Genomic DNA, 17,124 nt, shown 5'->3' with positions numbered 1-17,124 from the left:
TGCCACGCTGGTGACATGGACCGCCCCGAGTACGCCGAGGACGACGACGCCTTCGTGCGCCACCTCGAGTCGCTCGGAGTACCGCACCCCTACGGTTCGCCCGACGCGCGGCGGATCGGCCTGGATCGCAACACCGAGGAGGGCGCGCTGATCGCGTTCAGCAGCTCGTTGCGTCCGGGCAACGTCCGCCACCGCGTGGTCGCCTGGGTGCTCCTCGCCGCCTTCGGGCTGCCGGTCCTCTTCGCCCTGCTGCGGGTTGCCGGGATCGCGCTCCGGACGCTGATGCCCTGATCCGCGTCAGGCCGCGCTGAGCGCGATCATCGGGATCACCACGGGCAGGAAAGGCGCGACCAGCTTCTCCGCCTCGGCCCAGGCATGTGCCAGCAGATCGGGCGCGAGCCCGCTGACGAACGGTGCCAGGTGCGCCATGCCGAGTCGCCACTCCACCGCCTCGGCGGCCGACGAGATCCCGGTGTCGACGTCGAGACGGTGCACCTCCACCCTCTCGAAGCCGGCACGTCGCGCGAGCTCGGCCAGTGCAGTCGGGTCGTCGACCTGCGGCTCCAGCTCGTCCTTCTGGCGCTGGTACCAGGCCGGCGCCGAGAAGCCGACCAGTGCGAAGGCCCTGTCGACGGCTGCCTTCACCGGGTGCGCGGGCCCCGGCGGGAAGGCCGAGGCCACGACTGCGCCCCCAACCCGACGGATCTCGCGGACGGCGGCAGCCGGATCCGCCATGTGGCCGAGGCAGAACGCAGCGGTGACGAGGTCGAAGGTGTCGTCGCGGAACGGCAGCTGGGACCCGTCGGCGAGCACGCCGGCGACTCCGGGCGGACGTCCGCGCAGCATCTCGGCGGCGATGTCGGTCGCCACGGCGCTCCCCGCCCCGTGCTCGAGCGCCGCACGCGCCGCCACGGCCGTGCCGGCACCGACGTCCAGGACCGACGCTCCGTCGAGGTCGACCGGTGTCACGGAGATCAGGGCCTCGGCCAGGTGGGCGTAGACGGCCTCGGGACCTCGGCGCCAGGACGCCGCCGACCGGTCGTAGGCGTCCCGCACACCCGGCATGGTCATGCCGACAGCATCGCCTCTCCGGCCACGACACGGGCTTCCCACCAGGCCAGCTCCTCGTCGTACCCGCCGAAGGCCTTCTCCCAGCCGAACTGCACCAGCGCGCCGACCAGCGCGAGTGCCAGCTGCCGGTCCCACCACGGCTCCGTGTCGACGCCCTGCCGCTCGAGCGCGGCACGGTAGGCCTCGATCACGGCCTCCTTGCTGGTCGGGAGCCGGCGGCAGTTGATGGCGAGGTACCACGCCAGGTCGCTGAGCGGTGCTGCCCGGCCCGGCAGCTCCCAGTCGATGAGGACGGTGCGGCCGCGGTCGTCGGTGCCCAGGTTGTCGAACTTCCAGTTGCCGTGGACCAGTGTCTGCGGGGTGGTCGCCAGCGCCCGGACCAGCGGACCCGGGTCGTGCGCGAGCGGCGTCACGATCGCCGCAGCCTTGGGCGCGACCTCCGCGAGCAGCGGCCAGCCCCGCGCCACCAGCTTCGGGATCGGGTGGTCCGAGCCACGCCGGGCCTCCTCCTCGGCCATCGCCGGCGAGAGCTCGAGATAACGGTGCTCGGCGTCGACCAGGTCGATCGGCTCGGTGGTCTCCCAGAAGGCCGCGTGGAGAGTCGCCATGTGCACCAGGAACCGGTCCTGCTGCTCGGCCGGTACGGCGGCGTCGACGTCGGGGACCAGCCAGGCCGACACGTCGCGCATGAGCAGCGCCGGCGCTTCGCCTCCGGAGACCGCGACGATCGGCTGGTTGAAGCAGTCCGGCAGCCTGTCGAGGATGCCGCGCCGCCAGAGCTCGACCACGGCGCCGCCCGGGAAGCCCGAGGCTCGGGTCGACCAGTCGCCGTCGTCGAGGTGCTTGACGACGTGGCGTTCGCCGCCGATCGTCACCGCCTCGAGGCGGGCCCCGGACTTGCCGTTGGTGTCCAGCAGCGTGCGGCCCTCAGCGCCGGCGAGCAGCTCGCCGACCGAGCCCAGGACGGGGAGACCCTCACGCATCGGCGGCCTCCATCTCCGCCATGAGCGCGGCCGGCCAGCGGCCACCGCACATCACCAGATCCGCACGGATCAGCCCGTCCTCCACCTGGAGCAGGTGCAGGTGGTGGGCGGTGTGCGGCACTCCGTCCTCGGTCCAGGCCAGCAGGTAGCGGACCAGCTCGCCACCCGGGATCGGGTGCCGCTCGAGCTCCTCGAAGCTGCCCGGATCGGCGAACCACCCGGCGTAGACGGCCCGGATCGCGTCCGGGCCGCGGCGGTGGAACCGCCAGCCGGGAACGGTCGCGTCGAGGGTCGCGTCGTCGGTCCACAGCTCGCGGTCACGGACGGACCCTTCCTGGACGGCCTCGAGGAAGCCGCTGACGACGGTGGCGGTGTCCGGGATGGTGGTGGTGCGGTCCATGGCAACCTCGCTGGCTCGGAGACATCGTGACATGCGTGACGCTCCCCGGAAGCCCTTGCAGCCCGGTTGCAGGAGTGGCTAGTCGACTCCGTGCCGGCGTACGAAGTCCAGGATCGGCTCGGCCAGCTCGGGCCGGCACACCACGAGATCGGGCAGCAGCACCTCGGGCTGGTTGTAGACCAGCGGCGAGCCGTCGATGCGGCTGGTGAAGAGGCCGGCCGCACGGGCGACGGCGACCGGCGCGGCGGAGTCCCACTCGTACTGCCCGCCCGCGTGCACGTAGGCGTCGGTGACGTCGCGGGCCACCGAGATCACCTTTGCGCCGGCCGAGCCCATCGGCACGAGGTCGGCGCCGATCTCCTGCGCGAGCGCGTTGACGAAGGCCGGCGGCCGGGTGCGGGAGACCGCGATCCGGGGTCGGGGCGCCGTCCGGGCCGGTACGACGGGCGGCCGGCCGGTGTGGAAGGTCATCCCCAACCCGGGCTGGGCGACCGCACCGGCAGCGAGCGTGCCCTCCTCCCAGAGGGCGACGTGCACCGCCCAGTCGTCGCGCGGGGGCTCGGAGTACTCGCGGGTGCCGTCGACCGGGTCGATGATCCAGACCCGCCGGGCCGTCAGCCGGTCGTGCTCGCCGACGGTGCCGCGGTGCTCCTCCTCGCTGAGCACGGCGTCGGCCGGCTTGTGCTCGGCGAAGATCTTCATCAACAGCTCGTGCGACGCCAGGTCGCCGGCGTCCTTGAGTGCCCGGCCCTCGAGGCCGCTCCCGCGCACCTGGAGCAGCAGCTCGCCGGCCACGGTGGCGGCCCACGCCGCGAACAGGTGGTCGTCGGCAAGCGCCTCTGCGGGCGGCGTACCGGGGTCGAAGTCAGTCACGCACGCACCCTAGCCGTCAGCCGTCAGCCGTCAGCCGCCCGAAGCCCACCCGAGCCCGTCGAGGCGGCCCATCTGAAAGCCGAAAACTCCCGGAGGCGGCGCACCTGAAAGGCGAAACCCCGCCGAGGCGGCGCAGATGAAAGAGATCCTCTTTCATCTGCGCCGCCTCGACGGTTTCAGGGCTTTCATCTGAGCCGCCTCGGCGCGTCTGGGGGGCTCAGCTGTTGAAGACCTGTTGGGTCTCGGCGAGGCCGCGCTGGACGAGTGACTCGACGGCGTCCGCTGCCCTGTCTACCTGGAACGGCAGCACCTTGCGCTCGGCGCCCGAGTAGTTCGAGAGCACGAAGTCGGCCGGGTCCTGGCGGCCGGGGGGGCGGCCGATGCCGACGCGCACCCGGTAGAAGTCGCCGGTGCCGAGCGACGCACGCAGCGACCGCAGCCCGTTGTGGCCGTTGTCGCCGCCGCCGAGCTTGACCCGCAGCGTGTCGAAGGCGATGTCGAGCTCGTCGTGGATCGCCACCAGGTGCTCGGGGTCCACGCCGTAGAACTTCGTCAGCGTGGAGACGGCCCCGCCGGACTCGTTCATGTAGCCGCGGGCGCGCCCGAGCACCACCTTGGGCGCAGGCGCGCCGGGCGGCGCGAGGCGTCCCTCGAGCACCTCGGCACGCCCGGACTTGTGGGCGCGCAGCGACCCGCCCATCCGCCGGACCAGCTCGTCGACGACGAGGTACCCGACGTTGTGCCGGTGTCCGGCGTACGCCGGGCCGGGGTTGCCCAGCCCGACGACGAGCCAGGTGTCGTGCTCGCCCATGCGGTGGTCGGCCGCCGAGGTCACTCGGACTCGGCGGGCTCCTCGGCCGCAGGCGCCTCGTCGGCCGCCTCGGCAGCCTCGGACTCGGGAGCCTCGTGCTCGATCCCGAGATCGGCCTCGGCCTCTGCGAGGTCGGCCTCGAGGGCCTCGGCCGACACGGCCTGGGTGATGTTCACGATGAGCTGGTCGGCGTCGCTGACCAGCGTCGAGCCGCGGGGAAGCTCGAGCTGGGCCGCGGTGATCTGGGTGCCGGCCTCGACGCCCTCGACCGAGATCTCGATGGACTCGGGGATGTGCGTGGCCTCGGCCTCGAGCGTGACCACGTTGTTCTCGAGCTGCACGAAGGTCTCACGCGCGGCCTCGCCGATCACGTGGACCGGCACCTCGACGGTGACCTTCTCGCCCTTGCGGACCGCGACGAAGTCGATGTGCTCGAGGTGTCCCTTGATCGGGTCGGCCTGGACCTGCTTGGTCAGCGCGAGCTGGACCTTGCCCTCGATCTCGATGTTCAGCACCGCGTTCGAACCGCCGTGCTTGATCGCGAGCATCGTGTCGTGGCCGGGGAGGGTCACGTGGATCGGGTCGTTGCCGTGGCCGTAGATGACGGCGGGCACCTTGTCGGCGCGGCGGATGCGGCGTGCCGCGCCCTTGCCGAACTCAGTGCGGGACTCGGCCTTGATCAGGTCTTCGGACATGGTGGTGGTCGCTCCTCGAAAGGTGGTGCTCGGTCCTGTGGTCAGCGGTTGCCTGGTGCGCGGGGTCCGGAGACGCGACATGCACCGCACGCCGACGCGCGGTGCATGGGATTCACGAACCGACCGCGTCGATCACGGAGCACCCCTGTCTTCCGGGGCTCCCTCGCCGAGGCAACCGCAACATCCTAGCCGCGGTCGCCAGGACTTGGGAAATCAGCCTGGCGCGCTGCTTGAATGGCCGTCGTGAGCATCGTCCCCGGAAGGTCGGTCGACCTCCCCGACGGCCGGGTGGTCCGGACGGTCGAATCGGGAGCCCTGGACGGGACGCCGCTCCTCGTGTTCCACCCGACTCCGTCGAGCCGCCTCTTCGTCCGCCAGTACGCCGCCGCCGCGCTGCGCACCGGCACCCGGCTGGTCGGCTTCAGCCGTCCGGGCTACGGCGGCTCGACGATGGCCACGCCCGGCCTCCGTGTCGTTGCCGAGGACGCCGTGCGGGTGGCGGATGCGGCCGGGCTCGACCGGTTCGCCGTGCTGGGGTTCTCCGGTGGCACGCCGTTCGCGGCGGCCACCGCCGCCCTCTGTCCCGAGCGGGTGACCGCCGCCGGCCTGTGCGCAGCGGTCGCTCCCTGGCAGGACGTCGCCGAACGGGGCGTCGAGTTCGACGAGGAGCTCGAGGGGCTCCTCGCGGTCGCCGACCGCGACCTCCCCGCGGCCGTCGACGGCATCCGCGCCCGAGCAGAGCGCGAGTACGCCGGCCAGCTGGCCCTCGACGACACGTCCCTCGCCGAGCGGTTGCACGCCGACACGGGGCCACCTGACTCGGAGCTGCTCACGCCGACGCTCGCGATGGGTCAGGCAGTCACCCTGCGCGACGCCTTCGGTCAGGACGAGCAGGGCGACCCTGTGTCCTACGACGGGCTCGCGTTCGACGAGCTGGCCTTCGGCCGGGAGTGGGACGCCGACGTGCGCGACATCCTCGCCCCGACCTGGATCTGGCAGGGCTCGCGCGACGTGGTCACGCCGCTGGACCATGCGCACTGGTATGCCGCGCGCGTCTCGAACTCGAGGCTGGTCGTGCGCGAGGGGCGTGGGCACCTCGGGTCGTTCGAGGCGTACGCCGAGGACATGCTGGCGACGCTGCGGGAGGCCGGCTGACCTTCCCCTCGTCGGTTGCTACCGGAGGGCGCCCGCCAGCTCGCTTGCACAGCGCTCCGGTAGCAATCGCGCTCCACCGTAGGTCACCGCGAACGGCGTACTGAGCCGAGTCCTGCTTGGCTCGCCGGCTGTGAAGTCGCTGCGAGCCGACGCGCCCGACAATCTGGTCCGTCCCGTCGGCATCGACCCGGAAGGCATCGACGGACCCACGAAGGGGCAGGCCCGAGGTCCGTCCTGGCGGCGCACCTCCACCGGCCTGTACGTACCGGCGCACGTTCGGCGCGACGTGGTGGAGCAGCGCATTCTCGAGGAGTCGTGCCGCCTTCCGGGATCGGGCGCGGTGACCGGGTGGGCAGCGCTGCGCCTGTACGGGTGTGGCTACGTGGACGGGACCGCCCCCGACGGCTCCGGACCACTGCCGGTGCCGTTGGTCGTGCCCAGCGGGACTCCGCTCAGGCGACACCCAGGCATCGAGGTCCATCGCGAGCAGCTGGACGACTCGGAGCTGACCGTGAGGCACGGCGTACCGTGCACGTCGCGCGAGCGCGCGGCCTTCGATGCCGCCCGTCGTGCTCGCGATCTTCGCGAAGCCGTGGTCGTGCTGGACATGGCATTCGCTGCCGGAGTCGTCGCGCCCTCGCGGTTGCAGCGGTTCCTCGGCGAAGGTCGGGTGGCCGGGCGTCCGGAAGGTGCACCGCGCGATCCGGCTCGCCGACCCGCGGAGCATGTCCCCGAACGAGACACGTCTCCGGCTGATCTGGCGTCTCGACGCCGGCTTGCCACCCCCGCGCTGCAACTGGCCGGTGGCCGACGACGACGGGTCCTTCATCGGCCGTCCGGACCTCTTGAGCGAGGACCTTGCCGTCGTCGGCGAGTACGACGGTGCTGAACACCGCACGCGTGACCGGCACCGTGTCGACGTCCGCCGCGACGACCTGTTCCGCAGGTGCGGCCTGGAGCCGTTCCGGGTCGTCGGCGCGGACCTCGACGACGTCGCCCTGGTCGTCGACCGAATCCGGGCCGCGGTCCGGCGTGCCGCCGACTCGGCGACGCCCCGGACATGGCGGATCCGACGCGATCCCGGACCCGTCCGGTGAGGACGCCGACTGCTACGAGAGCGCTGCAGAGCGGGCTTCCGCCCGACTCTGGCGTAGCAACCGCTATGCGTGCCCGTCGAACATCGAGGTCACCGAGCCGTCCTCGAAGACCTCCTTGATCGCGCGCGAGATCAGCGGCGCGATCGAGAGGCAGGTGAGCTTGTCGAACTCGCACTCCGGCGCCAGCGGCAGGGTGTTGGTCACGACGATCTCCGCCGCGGGGGAGTTCTTGAGCCGGTCGACGGCCGGGTCGGAGAGGATCGCGTGGGTGGCGGCGATCAGCACCCCGGCCGCACCGTCGTTCATGAGCGCCTCGGCTGCCTTCACGATCGTGCCGCCGGTGTCGATCATGTCGTCGACGAGCACACACATGCGGCCGGTCACGTCGCCGACGACCCGGTTGGCGACGGTCTCGTTGGGGCGGTCGATGTTGCGGGTCTTGTGGATGAAGGCCAGCGGTACGCCGCCGAGGCGGGCCGACCAGCGCTCGGCGACCTTGATCCGGCCGGCGTCCGGCGAGACCACGGCCAGCTGCTGGTCGCCGTACTTCTCCCGGACGTAGTCGGCGAGGATCGGCAGCGCCATCAGGTGGTCGACCGGGCCGTCGAAGAAGCCCTGGATCTGGTCGGCGTGGAGGTCGACCGCGATCAGCCGGTCGGCACCGGCCGTCTTGAAGAGGTCCGCCATCAGCCGCGCGGAGATCGGCTCGCGCCCGCGGTGCTTCTTGTCCTGGCGCGCGTAGCCGTAGAACGGCAGCACGACCGTGATCCGCTTGGCCGAGGCGCGCTTGAGCGCGTCGACCATGATCAGGTGCTCCATGATCCACTCGTTCACCGGCGCCGTGTGGCTCTGGATCACGAAGGCGTCGCAGCCGCGGACCGACTCCTCGTAGCGCACGTAGATCTCGGAGTTCGCGAACTCGTACGCCGAGGTGGGCACCAGCGTCGTCCCGAGCGTCTCGGCGACCTCGAGCGCCAGGTGCGGATGCGCCCTGCCGCTGAAGACCATGAGGTTCTTCTCGGTGGTCCGCTTCATTCCGCTCACGCTGCGCTACTTCCTCGAGGGGGGCGGCGACTCAGAGTGCGGCCCTGACGGGCCCTCTGTCGTCATTGTCACCCACCGGCGGGCGCCTCCCCAACACCAGGGTCCGGCGTGCCGCCATCTGGACTGCTCTCCTGCTCTCCGGCGTGGTGGTCGGAGGCCCGGGCAGCGGCCGCGGCCTGCTCCGTGCCGGCCCGCTTCTGCTGGGCCCACTCGTGGTAGTGGCGCTGCGGGCCACTGGTGACGGCGAGTGCTCCGGGAGGCACGTCGCGCCGGATCACGCTGCCCGCACCGGTCGCCGCGCCGTCGCCCACGTGCACGGGCGCCACGAACGTGTTGTTGCTCGCGGTCTTCGCGTAGGCCCCGATCGTGGTCCGGTGCTTCTCCAGGCCGTCGTAGTTCGCGAAGATCGTGCCGGCGCCGATGTTGGCGCCCTCGCCGATGGTCGCGTCACCGACGTACGAGAGGTGCGGGACCTTCGCCCCGGCGCCGATCTCGGAGTTCTTGGTCTCCACGAAGGTGCCGATCTTGCCGTCGCTTCCCAGCGTCGTCCCGGGCCGGAGATAGGCGAAGGGTCCCACCTGCGCGCCCGGTCCGATCACGGCCAGCTCCGCGTGGGTGCGTACGACGCGCGCCCCGGCCCCGACCTCGACGTCCTTCAGCGTGGTGTCCGGGCCGATCACGGCGTCCTCCTCGACCACGGTGGCGCCCTGGAGCTGCACTCCGGGCAGCAGCGTGACGTCGGCGGCGAGCTTCGCGTCGGCGTCGACCCAGGTGCTCGCCGGGTCGACGACGGTCACGCCCTCGCGCATCCAGCGGCCGAGGATGCGGCGGTTCATCTCGGCGGCAAGGACAGCCAGCTGCGCGCGGTCGTTCGCGCCCTCGGTCTGCATCACGTCCTCGACGACGAAGGCCGCGACCGTGCGGCCGTCCTGGCGGGCCAGCGCGACCGTGTCGGTGAGGTAGTACTCCCCCTTCGCGTTGTCCTTGCCGATCCGGGGAAGCGCGGCGTCGAGGAAGTCCGCGTCGAACGCCAGGATGCCGCTGTTGATCTCGTTGATCGCGGCGTCCTCGGGGCCGGCATCCCTCTCCTCGACGATGGCGGCGACGCCGTCACCCTCGCGGACGATCCGGCCGTAGCCCGTGGGGTCGGCCACCACGCCGGTGAGGATGCTCATCGCGACGGCGGACTCCCGGTGGAACCGGGCGAACCGGGCGAGGGTCTCCCCCTCGAGCAGCGGCGTGTCGCCGTACGCGACGATCACCGTGCCGGTCCGCGCGGCCGCCGGGAGCGCCTCCCACGCGACCCGGACCGCGTGCCCGGTGCCCTCCTGGGTGTCCTGGACGGCCAGCACGACGCCCGGCACGAGCTCCTCGATGTGCGGGCCGACCTGCTCGCGCTGGTGCCCGACGACCGCGACGACATGGGCAGGTTCGAGCGAACGGACGGCGTGCAGGACGTGCCCGATCATGCTGCGACCGGCGATCGGGTGCAGGACCTTCATGGTCTTGGACTTCATCCGGGTCCCGCCGCCGGCAGCCAGGACGATCACGGTCACGTCGTCGGGCACGCGCACTCCTCGTTGCAGATGGTGGGAGCTCCCCGGGTAGGAGTCGAACCTACGTCGCTAGTCCTGATTCAAAGTCAGGCGGGCCCTGCCGGCAGACCAACCGGGGAATGAGTGGACCAAGGCTATCGGTGCAGGCCTGCCGCCAGGGCCCGCCCGCGGGGCGGCGCCTTCTCCTAGCCGGCAGACCCACCGGGGAATGAGTGGACCAAGGCTATCGGTGCAGGTCTGCCGTCAGGGCCCGCCCGCGGGGCGGCGCCTTCTCCTAGCCGGCAGACCCACCGGGGAATGAGTGGACCAAGGCTATCGGTGCAGGTCTGCCGTCAGGGCCCGCCCGCGGGGCGGCGCCTTCTCCTAGCCGGCAGACCCACCGGGGAATGAGTGGACCAAGGCTATCGGTGCAGGCCTGCCGCCAGGGCCCGCCCGCGGGGCGGCGCCTTCTCCTAGCCGGCAGACCCACCGGGGAATGAGTGGACCAAGGCTATCGGTGCAGGTCTGCCGTCAGGGCCCGCCCGCGGGGCGGCGCCTTCTCCTAGCCGGCAGACCAACCGGGGAATGTCGCACCAAGGCTATCGGCGTCTGCCGCCGCGGCCCGCTGCCTCCGTCACGAGGTCTCGACTGATCGCTCGTTCCTCGCTGCTCGACCACCCGTGGTCGGCTCATTCCCCGCACCGAGGGCGTCCGATGGTCCCACTCACGCGCCGGAGGTGGTCTCCTCCCCGAAGTCGTGCTGGGTGAAGTCGACCGCGCGCCGGGCGTTGGCCAGGGACGACACGGTGCTCGTGCCGATCGGGCCCTCACGGTCGAAGACCACTGCGGTCCCGACCGCGATCCCGTCGTGGGCGAACCGCTCCCGGGCGCTGAGCCCGATCTCGAGGCTCACCGGCAGCCGCGAGAGCGCGAGGGTGATGTCGGTGTTGATGTACTCGACCCCCGCGTCGCCCCAGTTCATCACCATACTCGTGGAGTCGGCGACGCCGGCGACCGCCTGGAACGGTGACGCCTTCTCCCCCACCACGATCTGCAGGGCGGTCTGCCAGGTCTGCTTCCGCGAGCCGTTCTGGTGCTCGGTGAACACCTGTGACCAGCCGACCTCGTCGCTGCTGAACAACGGGACCCGCGGTTCCTCCGACGCCGGCGCGACGTCCAGGGGCGGCGGTACCGGCGCGTCACCGGACGTCCACACCGCGCCGGCCGGGTTCTCGCTGGGCGCGAGGAAGATCGCGCCGGCCCTCGCGACGGCCCTGCCGTCCTGCTCGAGCACGGCGTCGACCAGGCACAGCCGCTTCCCCTCCCGTACGACGCTCGACCGGACCGTGCACGCCGACATGCTCGGCGCGCGGAACAGGTCCACGGTGTACCGGGAAGGCCGCAGGTCAGTGCGCCCGAGGTCCGCGACCGCACGCTCCAGCCCCCGGGCCAGCGCGCCGCTGGTGGCGACCCCGTGCATCTGGTCGTCCCGCCACAGGCTGCGTGCGATGTCCTGGGGGACGAGGACGTCGCCCTCGGCGCGGAACAGCGCGTACTCGGTCATGGGCCTCATTGTCTGCCGAACGCGTACGGTGGCCGGTGGTGGGGTACAGCACGATCTTGGAAGGCTACGAGAACGTAGGTTACGGTTTCGTAGGTACGCGCCGTACAAACGTGAGGACCCCACATGACGACGTCCGCCCCCGCACTGGACGACGACCTCGTCGAACTGAACGCCACGCTGGGTGGTGATGTCCAGTCACGCAAGGAGCAGCTCGCGCTCGGCGCGTTCATCCTGCTGCCGTTCCTCGCGGTCCTGGCGGCCGTCCCGATCGCCTGGGGCGGCTGGCTGAGCTGGACCGACCTGGCGATCATGGCCGGGATGTACTGGCTGACCGGTCACGGGGTCACGGTCGGCTTCCACCGGCTGTTCACCCACAAGTCCTTCAAGCCCAACCGGGCGGTGAAGATCGCGCTCGCGGTCGCCGGCTCGATGGCGATCCAGGGACCGGTCGTCCGCTGGGTGGCCGACCACCGCAAGCACCACAAGTTCTCCGACCGTGACGGCGACCCGCACAGCCCCTGGAAGTACGGCACCAGCCTGCGCGCCCTGTGGAAGGGCTTCTGGCACGCCCACATGATGTGGCTGTTCGACGAGGAGCAGACGCCTCAGCGCAAGTACGCCCCCGACCTGATGAACGATCCCGACATCGTCCGGATCTCGCGAGGCTTCTTCGGCTGGGTGATCGTCTCGCTCCTCATCCCGCCGCTGCTCGGCGGCCTGATCACCTGGTCCTGGCAGGGCGCACTGACCGCGTTCTTCTGGGGCTCCCTCGTCCGCGTCTCCCTGCTCCACCACGTCACCTGGTCGATCAACTCGATCTGCCACACCATCGGCGACCGCCCGTTCGTGTCGCGCGACAAGTCCGCGAACGTGTGGTGGCTGGCGATCCCCTCCATGGGCGAGTCGTGGCACAACCTGCACCACGCGGACCCCACCTGCGCCCGCCACGGGGTCATGCGGGGCCAGCTGGACACCTCCGCCCGGGTGATCTGGGCCTTCGAGAAGCTCGGCTGGATCCACGACGTCCGCTGGCCGGTGCGCGAGCGCGTCGAGTCGAAGCTCGTCGTCAACCAGGTGTGAGGTTCAGCGGAACCGGTCCGCAGCTTCCTGGATGCGCGCGACGAACTTCGTCCAGCCCGCCGCGTCGAGCATGTCCTGGTCGCTCCCGCCGCGGCCGTCGATGAGCTCGCGGCAGATGTCGGCGTGCCCGGCGTGGTGGCCGGTCTCCTCGACCATCCGCACCAGCAGGAAGCCGAGCGTGGTGACCCTGCGGTCCGACGCCCAGTGCGCAACCGATGCCGGCGCGTCGAGCTCGAGCGTCCGCACGGTCTCGTCGCCGTGGGCGCACGCGCGCTGGTAGAGACCGAGGATGTGCTCGCGACTCTCGTCGGCGGTCGCCCACATGTCCGCACCGTCCCAGACCGAGCCGTCGGCGACCCAGGGCAGCACGTCGGGCGGGGTCCGGCCGAGTGACTCCCCGAGGTAGACGTGCTCGACTCCGACGAGGTGCTTGACCAGACCGAGCAGGTTGGTACCACTCGGCGTCATCGGCCGGCGTACGTCGTACTCACCGCGGCCGTCGAGGCTGGAGACCAGCGCCGCCCGCGCCTCCGTGAGCTTGTCGAGCAGCGTCTCCTTCAGACCGTCCATCTGGCGAGGGTAGGCGCGCGTCGGGGCCACGACGAGCGCAAATCCAGGAGGTCGCCACGGCACCCGCTGGCACAATGCCAAGATGGCCTCCGCCGCGAAGAGACCCGCCCGCAGCCGGATGACCGCGGCCGAGCGTCGCGAGCAGCTGATCGACATCGCGCGCACGCTGTTCGCCGAGCGCGGCTTCGACGGGGCCTCGGTCGAGGAGATCGCCGCCCGCGCGGAGGTGTCCAAGCCGGTCGTCTACGAGCACTTCGGCGGCAAGGAGGGCGTGTACGCCGTGGTCGTCGACCGGGAGGTCCGCCAGCTGCTCGACATGATGCGGGAGGCGCTCACCGAGGGGTCGGCCCGGGTGCTGCTGGAGCGGGCCGCGTGCGCACTGCTGGACTACATCGAGCAGTCCTCCGACGGCTTCCGGATCCTCGTGCGCGACAGCCCGCTGGGCTCGGCGACCGGCTCCTACGTCTCGATCATGAGCGACATCGCCACCCGGGTCGAGGGCATCCTGGTCGACGAGTTCAAGCGCCGGGGCTTCGACGCGAAGGCCGCGCCGATGTACGCGCAGATGCTGGTGGGCATGGTCGGGATGACCGGCCAGTGGTGGCTGGACGCCCGCAAGCCTGCCAAGGAGGCGGTCGCCGCCCACCTGGTCAACCTCGCGTGGAACGGTCTCGCCGGGCTCGAGGCCAAGCCGGCGCTGCGCACGTCTGGCTGAGCGCAGTTCGCTGGGAGTGAACACCGGGTCCCGCGGGAACACCGCCGTTCTCCGGCAGGTTGAGTCCTCACTACTCAACTCTTGTTCCGAGGTGTTCGCGATGACTGTGAAGCGGCTTCCCGTCCTGTTCCTCTCCGACGTGGTCCTCCTGCCCGGGATGGTCCTGCCGATCGAGCTCGACGAAGCGGCGCAGGCGGCGGTCGACGCCGCCCAGGCGTCCTCGACGGAGGACGGCGAGCTGCTCGTCGCGCCCCGGCTCGAGGACCGCTACGCGTCGTACGGCGTGGTGGCGACCGTCGAGAAGGTGGGCCGGTTCCGCGGCGGTGCGGCGGCGGCGGTCCTGCGCACCGGCCGGCGTGCGCTGATCGGCTCCGGCGTCACCGGCCCCGGGGCCGCCCTGTGGGTCGAGGCCGAGCCGGTCGAGGAGAGCACCCCGACCGAGCGGGCCCAGGAGCTCGCGGCCGACTACAAGAAGCTGGTCATCACCGTCCTCCAGAAGCGTGAGGCCTGGCAGATCGTCGACACCGTCAGTGCGATCGAGGACCCGTCCGCCCTGGCCGACACGGCCGGCTGGGCGTCGTACCTCTCGGTCGACCGGAAGCGTCAGCTCCTGGAGACCCCCGACGTCGAGGAGCGGCTCGACCTGCTCGTCGGCTGGACGCGGGACTACCTCGCCGAGAGCGAGGTCAACGAGAAGATCAGCGAGGACGTCCGCGAGTCGGTCGAGAAGAACCAGCGCGAGTTCCTGCTGCGCCAGCAGCTCGCCGCGATCCGCAAGGAGCTCGGCGAGGGCGAGCCCGACGGCTCCGACGACTACCGCGCCCGCGTCGAGTCGGCGGAGCTGCCCGAGCACGTCCGAGAGGCCGCACTGCGCGAGGTCGACAAGCTCGAGCGCTCCAGCGACCAGAACCCCGAGGCCGGCTGGATCCGCACCTGGCTCGACACCGTGCTCGAGCTGCCGTGGAGCACCCGGACGTCGGACTCGACCGACCTGGCCGCGGCCCGGGAGATCCTGGACGCGGACCACCACGGCCTGGACGAGGTCAAGGACCGCATCGTGGAGTACCTCGCCGTGCGGGCACGGCGGGCTGAGCGCAACCTCGAGGTGATCGGCGGCCGGGGCTCCGGCGCGGTGATCCTCCTGGCCGGGCCTCCGGGCGTCGGCAAGACGTCGCTCGGCGAGTCCGTCGCGCGCACGCTCGGCCGGAAGTTCGTCCGGGTCGCGCTCGGGGGCGTCCGGGACGAGGCGGAGATCCGCGGTCACCGGCGCACGTACGTCGGCGCGCTGCCCGGTCGCATCGTCCGGGCGATCAAGGAGGCCGGCTCGATGAACCCGGTGGTGCTCCTCGACGAGGTCGACAAGGTCGGCGCGGACTACCGCGGCGACCCGGCCGCCGCCCTCCTCGAGGTGCTGGACCCGGCGCAGAACCACACGTTCCGCGACCACTACCTGGAGCTCGACCTCGACCTGTCCGACGTGCTGTTCATCGCGACGGCCAACGTGCTCGAGACGATTCCGGCGGCGCTGCTGGACCGGATGGAGCTGGTCTCGATCGACGGCTACACCGAGGACGACAAGGTCGCCATCGCCCGGGACTTCCTGGTCCCCCGGCAGCTCGAGCGGGCTGCGCTGACCGCCGAGGAGATGACGGTCACCGACGAGGCGCTGCGCGAGCTGGCCTCGAACTACACCCGCGAGGCGGGCGTGCGCTCGCTCGAGCGGTTGCTGGCGAAGGCGTTCCGCAAGGCGTCGCTGAAGGAGCTGCCGCTGACCATCGACGAGCCCGGCCTGAAGGAGCTCATCGGGCGACCCCGGTTCACCCCGGAGTCGCACGAGCGGACGTCGGTTCCCGGCGTCGCCTCCGGCCTGGCCGTCACCGGCATGGGCGGTGACGTGCTCTACATCGAGGCGTCGGCACTGCCGGGCGACAAGCAGGGGCTCACCCTCACCGGTCAGCTCGGCGACGTGATGAAGGAGTCGGCGCAGATCGCCCTGTCCTACGTGCGATCGCACGCCGCCGAGCTCGGCGTACCGGTGGGCTCGCTGGACCGGCCGATCCACGTGCACGTGCCTGCGGGCGCCGTGCCCAAGGACGGCCCGTCGGCCGGCGTCACGATGACCACGGCGCTGGTGTCGCTCCTGACCGGGCGACCCGTGCGGGCCGAGGTGGGCATGACCGGAGAGGTCTCCCTGACCGGGCGCGTGCTGCCGATCGGCGGGGTCAAGCAGAAGCTGCTGGCCGCGCAGCGGGCCGGGCTCACCGAGGTGTTCCTGCCCCGGCGCAACGAGCCGGACCTCGACGACGTGCCGGCCGAGGTGCTGTCCGCCGTGACCGTCCACCTGGTCTCCGACGTGCAGGAGATCCTGGCCACGGCACTGGAGGGCGCGGCAACCGCGAGCGCGGCAGCCTAGTCCTCGCCGAGCAATGCCTCGGCCAGCGCCTGCGGCTGCGACAGCGCCACCAGGTGACCGCCCGGGACGACGAGGGGCTCCACCCCGAGTCGCTCCCGGGCGGTGCGCTGCTGGAAGGCGAGCGGGAAGAAGCGGTCGTCCGCCGCGGTGATCACCCGGGTCGGCACGTCGGGCCACGCAGTGATGTCACACACCGACTCGAACACCGCCGCGGCCTCGACCCGCTGGTGCTGCTCGCCCGAGGCCACCACCGCGGTGTCGACGTCGTGGAGGAAGTGGCTGTCGAGGTCGAAGTCCACCGGCCAGCCTCCCTCCTTCGCCGCCTCCACCCGGGCCTGCTCGTGGCCCACGTCGGCCCACCACGCGCCGGGGGTCTCGCCGGGCACCGGGATCATCGCGTTCACCAGCACGAGGCCCTGCGGCGGACTGCCGCCCTCGACGAGGTCACGCGCGACCAACGGCACCGTGAAGCCGCCGAGCGACTGCCCCACCAGCACGACCTCGCTGCTGCCTCGTGCAGCGTCGCGCACCAGGGCGGCGTACGCCGCGAGCCCCGCGCTCTCGTCGTCACCAGGCAGGTCGACGGCCACCGCCTCGTGGCCGGCTGCCTCGAGCAGCGGCACGACCCGGTGCCAGTACCAGGCCGCCCCGCCGGCCCCAGGGACGAGGACGAAGCGCACTAGTCGCCGTCCGAGGCGCGGTGGCAGACGGCCTCGACGTTGTTGCCGTCGGGGTCGCGCACGAACGCCCCGTAGTAGCCCGGGTGGTACTCCGGCCACATCCGCGGCTCGTGGAGCGACTCAGCACCCAGGCCGACGGCAGCCTCGTGGAACGCGCGGACGGTGGCGGCATCCGCGGCCGTGAAGGCGACGTGGACCTCGCGCTGGGCCGGCATGTCCTCGTAGCGGCCGATCCAGAAGGCCGGGTTGCCGTCGCTGCCGTAGCCGACGAAGTCGCCGTACTCCATCACCCGGGAGTGGCCCAGGACGGCGAGCACGGTGTCGTAGAACCGCTTCGAGGCCTCGACGTCCGCGCAGTTGACGCTGATGTGATCGATCATGCGGTGAGCATCGCGCATCGTCTCTGCCCGTGGCGAGCACAAAGTCGTCCACCGCTGT

Annotated in this window: 17 protein-coding genes, 1 tRNA gene and 1 pseudogene; 6 read left to right on the top strand and 13 right to left on the bottom strand. The window is 71.5% G+C overall.

Translation table 11 applies throughout. The features are described 5' to 3' along the window. Positions 1-15: 15 nt before the first annotated feature. The gene (locus tag ACVW00_RS04505) at positions 16-291 is read left to right on the top strand and encodes a hypothetical protein (protein WP_457109703.1); all 276 of its coding nucleotides are present in this window, start codon (positions 16-18) and stop codon (positions 289-291) included. Between the two features lie 6 nt (positions 292-297). Here the strand turns inward: ACVW00_RS04505 and ACVW00_RS04500 are convergent, their stop codons facing one another. The 6 genes from ACVW00_RS04500 to ACVW00_RS04475 all read right to left on the bottom strand — a co-directional run bounded on the left by ACVW00_RS04500 (position 298) and on the right by ACVW00_RS04475 (position 4,833). Beyond that, entirely contained in the window at positions 298-1,071 is a 774-nt protein-coding gene (locus ACVW00_RS04500) for a methyltransferase domain-containing protein (RefSeq protein WP_457109702.1), read from the bottom strand. Further along, positions 1,068-2,054, bottom strand: a complete 987-nt coding sequence (locus ACVW00_RS04495; protein ID WP_457109701.1) for a phosphotransferase family protein — start codon at positions 2,052-2,054, stop codon at positions 1,068-1,070. Before ACVW00_RS04495 ends, ACVW00_RS04500 begins: the two co-directional genes overlap by 4 nt. Then, positions 2,047-2,454, bottom strand: a complete 408-nt coding sequence (locus tag ACVW00_RS04490; RefSeq protein ID WP_457109700.1) for a nuclear transport factor 2 family protein — start codon at positions 2,452-2,454, stop codon at positions 2,047-2,049. The genes ACVW00_RS04495 and ACVW00_RS04490 overlap by 8 nt, the downstream gene beginning before the upstream one ends. Before the next feature lie 78 nt (positions 2,455-2,532). After that, complete coding sequence (locus ACVW00_RS04485; RefSeq protein WP_457109699.1) at positions 2,533-3,327, bottom strand: 3'(2'),5'-bisphosphate nucleotidase CysQ; 795 nt, start codon at positions 3,325-3,327, stop codon at positions 2,533-2,535. A gap of 217 nt (positions 3,328-3,544) precedes the next feature. Next, positions 3,545-4,138, bottom strand: coding sequence for an aminoacyl-tRNA hydrolase (gene pth / locus ACVW00_RS04480; RefSeq protein WP_457113072.1), 594 nt, complete (start codon positions 4,136-4,138; stop codon positions 3,545-3,547). Between the two features lie 20 nt (positions 4,139-4,158). After that, positions 4,159-4,833, bottom strand: coding sequence for a 50S ribosomal protein L25/general stress protein Ctc (locus tag ACVW00_RS04475; protein WP_457109698.1), 675 nt, complete (start codon positions 4,831-4,833; stop codon positions 4,159-4,161). Positions 4,834-5,076: 243 nt separating this feature from the next. Here ACVW00_RS04475 and ACVW00_RS04470 point away from each other — a divergent pair, with 243 nt between their 5' ends. Together ACVW00_RS04470 and ACVW00_RS04465 are read left to right on the top strand one after the other, a co-directional pair. Beyond that, a complete protein-coding gene (locus ACVW00_RS04470; RefSeq protein ID WP_457109697.1) occupies positions 5,077-5,988 on the top strand; it encodes an alpha/beta fold hydrolase in 912 nt (303 codons plus the stop codon). A 725-nt stretch (positions 5,989-6,713) separates the two neighbouring features. Continuing rightward, positions 6,714-7,085, top strand: coding sequence for a hypothetical protein (locus tag ACVW00_RS04465; RefSeq protein WP_457109696.1), 372 nt, complete (start codon positions 6,714-6,716; stop codon positions 7,083-7,085). Positions 7,086-7,148: 63 nt separating this feature from the next. Here ACVW00_RS04465 and ACVW00_RS04460 read toward each other — a convergent pair whose 3' ends face one another. From ACVW00_RS04460 to ACVW00_RS04445, 4 genes are all read right to left on the bottom strand, one after another. Continuing rightward, complete coding sequence (locus ACVW00_RS04460; protein ID WP_457109695.1) at positions 7,149-8,120, bottom strand: ribose-phosphate diphosphokinase; 972 nt, start codon at positions 8,118-8,120, stop codon at positions 7,149-7,151. A gap of 77 nt (positions 8,121-8,197) precedes the next feature. Further along, positions 8,198-9,697: a bifunctional UDP-N-acetylglucosamine diphosphorylase/glucosamine-1-phosphate N-acetyltransferase GlmU gene (gene glmU / locus ACVW00_RS04455; protein ID WP_457109694.1), complete on the bottom strand. Its 1,500-nt coding sequence runs from the start codon at positions 9,695-9,697 to the stop codon at positions 8,198-8,200. Between the two features lie 28 nt (positions 9,698-9,725). Next, positions 9,726-9,804, bottom strand: a tRNA-Gln gene (locus ACVW00_RS04450). Between the two features lie 584 nt (positions 9,805-10,388). Beyond that, the gene (locus ACVW00_RS04445; protein WP_457109693.1) at positions 10,389-11,228 is read right to left on the bottom strand and encodes a thioesterase family protein; all 840 of its coding nucleotides are present in this window, start codon (positions 11,226-11,228) and stop codon (positions 10,389-10,391) included. Between the two features lie 123 nt (positions 11,229-11,351). Here ACVW00_RS04445 and ACVW00_RS04440 point away from each other — a divergent pair, with 123 nt between their 5' ends. Beyond that, positions 11,352-12,308: an acyl-CoA desaturase gene (locus tag ACVW00_RS04440; RefSeq protein ID WP_457109692.1), complete on the top strand. Its 957-nt coding sequence runs from the start codon at positions 11,352-11,354 to the stop codon at positions 12,306-12,308. 3 nt (positions 12,309-12,311) lie between these two features. On the opposite strand, the gene ACVW00_RS04435 is transcribed toward ACVW00_RS04440, so the two are convergent. Beyond that, positions 12,312-12,878 carry a DinB family protein gene (locus ACVW00_RS04435; RefSeq protein ID WP_457109691.1) on the bottom strand — a complete coding sequence of 189 codons (567 nt, stop codon included), beginning with the start codon at positions 12,876-12,878 and terminating at the stop codon, positions 12,312-12,314. 118 nt (positions 12,879-12,996) lie between these two features. Here ACVW00_RS04435 and ACVW00_RS04430 point away from each other — a divergent pair. After that, positions 12,997-13,606: pseudogene (locus ACVW00_RS04430) on the top strand (TetR family transcriptional regulator); the annotation flags it as partial. Between the two features lie 87 nt (positions 13,607-13,693). Further along, positions 13,694-16,006: an endopeptidase La gene (lon, locus tag ACVW00_RS04425; RefSeq protein ID WP_457113071.1), complete on the top strand. Its 2,313-nt coding sequence runs from the start codon at positions 13,694-13,696 to the stop codon at positions 16,004-16,006. On the opposite strand, the gene ACVW00_RS04420 is transcribed toward lon, so the two are convergent. Next, entirely contained in the window at positions 16,003-16,686 is a 684-nt protein-coding gene (locus ACVW00_RS04420; RefSeq protein ID WP_457109690.1) for an alpha/beta fold hydrolase, read from the bottom strand. The genes lon and ACVW00_RS04420 overlap by 4 nt on opposite strands. Continuing rightward, the gene (locus ACVW00_RS04415; RefSeq protein WP_457109689.1) at positions 16,686-17,066 is read right to left on the bottom strand and encodes a VOC family protein; all 381 of its coding nucleotides are present in this window, start codon (positions 17,064-17,066) and stop codon (positions 16,686-16,688) included. The genes ACVW00_RS04420 and ACVW00_RS04415 overlap by 1 nt, the downstream gene beginning before the upstream one ends. Between the last annotated feature and the right edge of the window lie 58 nt (positions 17,067-17,124).

Source organism: Marmoricola sp. URHA0025 HA25, from assembly GCF_054059435.1.
Note: the sequence above shows the minus strand (reverse complement) of the source record. Positions and strands in the feature narration are given on the sequence as shown.

What these genes read in the sequence shown, in the direction of transcription:
- ACVW00_RS04505 (WP_457109703.1), top strand. Translation starts at nt 16, where the DNA reads ATGGACCGCCCCGAGTACGCCGAGGACGACGACGCCTTCGTGCGCCAC.
- ACVW00_RS04500 (WP_457109702.1), bottom strand. Translation starts at nt 1,071, where the DNA reads ATGACCATGCCGGGTGTGCGGGACGCCTACGACCGGTCGGCGGCGTCC.
- ACVW00_RS04495 (WP_457109701.1), bottom strand. Translation starts at nt 2,054, where the DNA reads ATGCGTGAGGGTCTCCCCGTCCTGGGCTCGGTCGGCGAGCTGCTCGCC.
- ACVW00_RS04490 (WP_457109700.1), bottom strand. Translation starts at nt 2,454, where the DNA reads ATGGACCGCACCACCACCATCCCGGACACCGCCACCGTCGTCAGCGGC.
- pth (WP_457113072.1), bottom strand. Translation starts at nt 4,138, where the DNA reads ATGGGCGAGCACGACACCTGGCTCGTCGTCGGGCTGGGCAACCCCGGC.
- ACVW00_RS04475 (WP_457109698.1), bottom strand. Translation starts at nt 4,833, where the DNA reads ATGTCCGAAGACCTGATCAAGGCCGAGTCCCGCACTGAGTTCGGCAAG.
- ACVW00_RS04465 (WP_457109696.1), top strand. Translation starts at nt 6,714, where the DNA reads ATGTCCCCGAACGAGACACGTCTCCGGCTGATCTGGCGTCTCGACGCC.
- ACVW00_RS04460 (WP_457109695.1), bottom strand. Translation starts at nt 8,120, where the DNA reads ATGAAGCGGACCACCGAGAAGAACCTCATGGTCTTCAGCGGCAGGGCG.
- ACVW00_RS04445 (WP_457109693.1), bottom strand. Translation starts at nt 11,228, where the DNA reads ATGACCGAGTACGCGCTGTTCCGCGCCGAGGGCGACGTCCTCGTCCCC.
- ACVW00_RS04440 (WP_457109692.1), top strand. Translation starts at nt 11,352, where the DNA reads ATGACGACGTCCGCCCCCGCACTGGACGACGACCTCGTCGAACTGAAC.
- ACVW00_RS04435 (WP_457109691.1), bottom strand. Translation starts at nt 12,878, where the DNA reads ATGGACGGTCTGAAGGAGACGCTGCTCGACAAGCTCACGGAGGCGCGG.
- lon (WP_457113071.1), top strand. Translation starts at nt 13,694, where the DNA reads ATGACTGTGAAGCGGCTTCCCGTCCTGTTCCTCTCCGACGTGGTCCTC.
- ACVW00_RS04415 (WP_457109689.1), bottom strand. Translation starts at nt 17,066, where the DNA reads ATGATCGATCACATCAGCGTCAACTGCGCGGACGTCGAGGCCTCGAAG.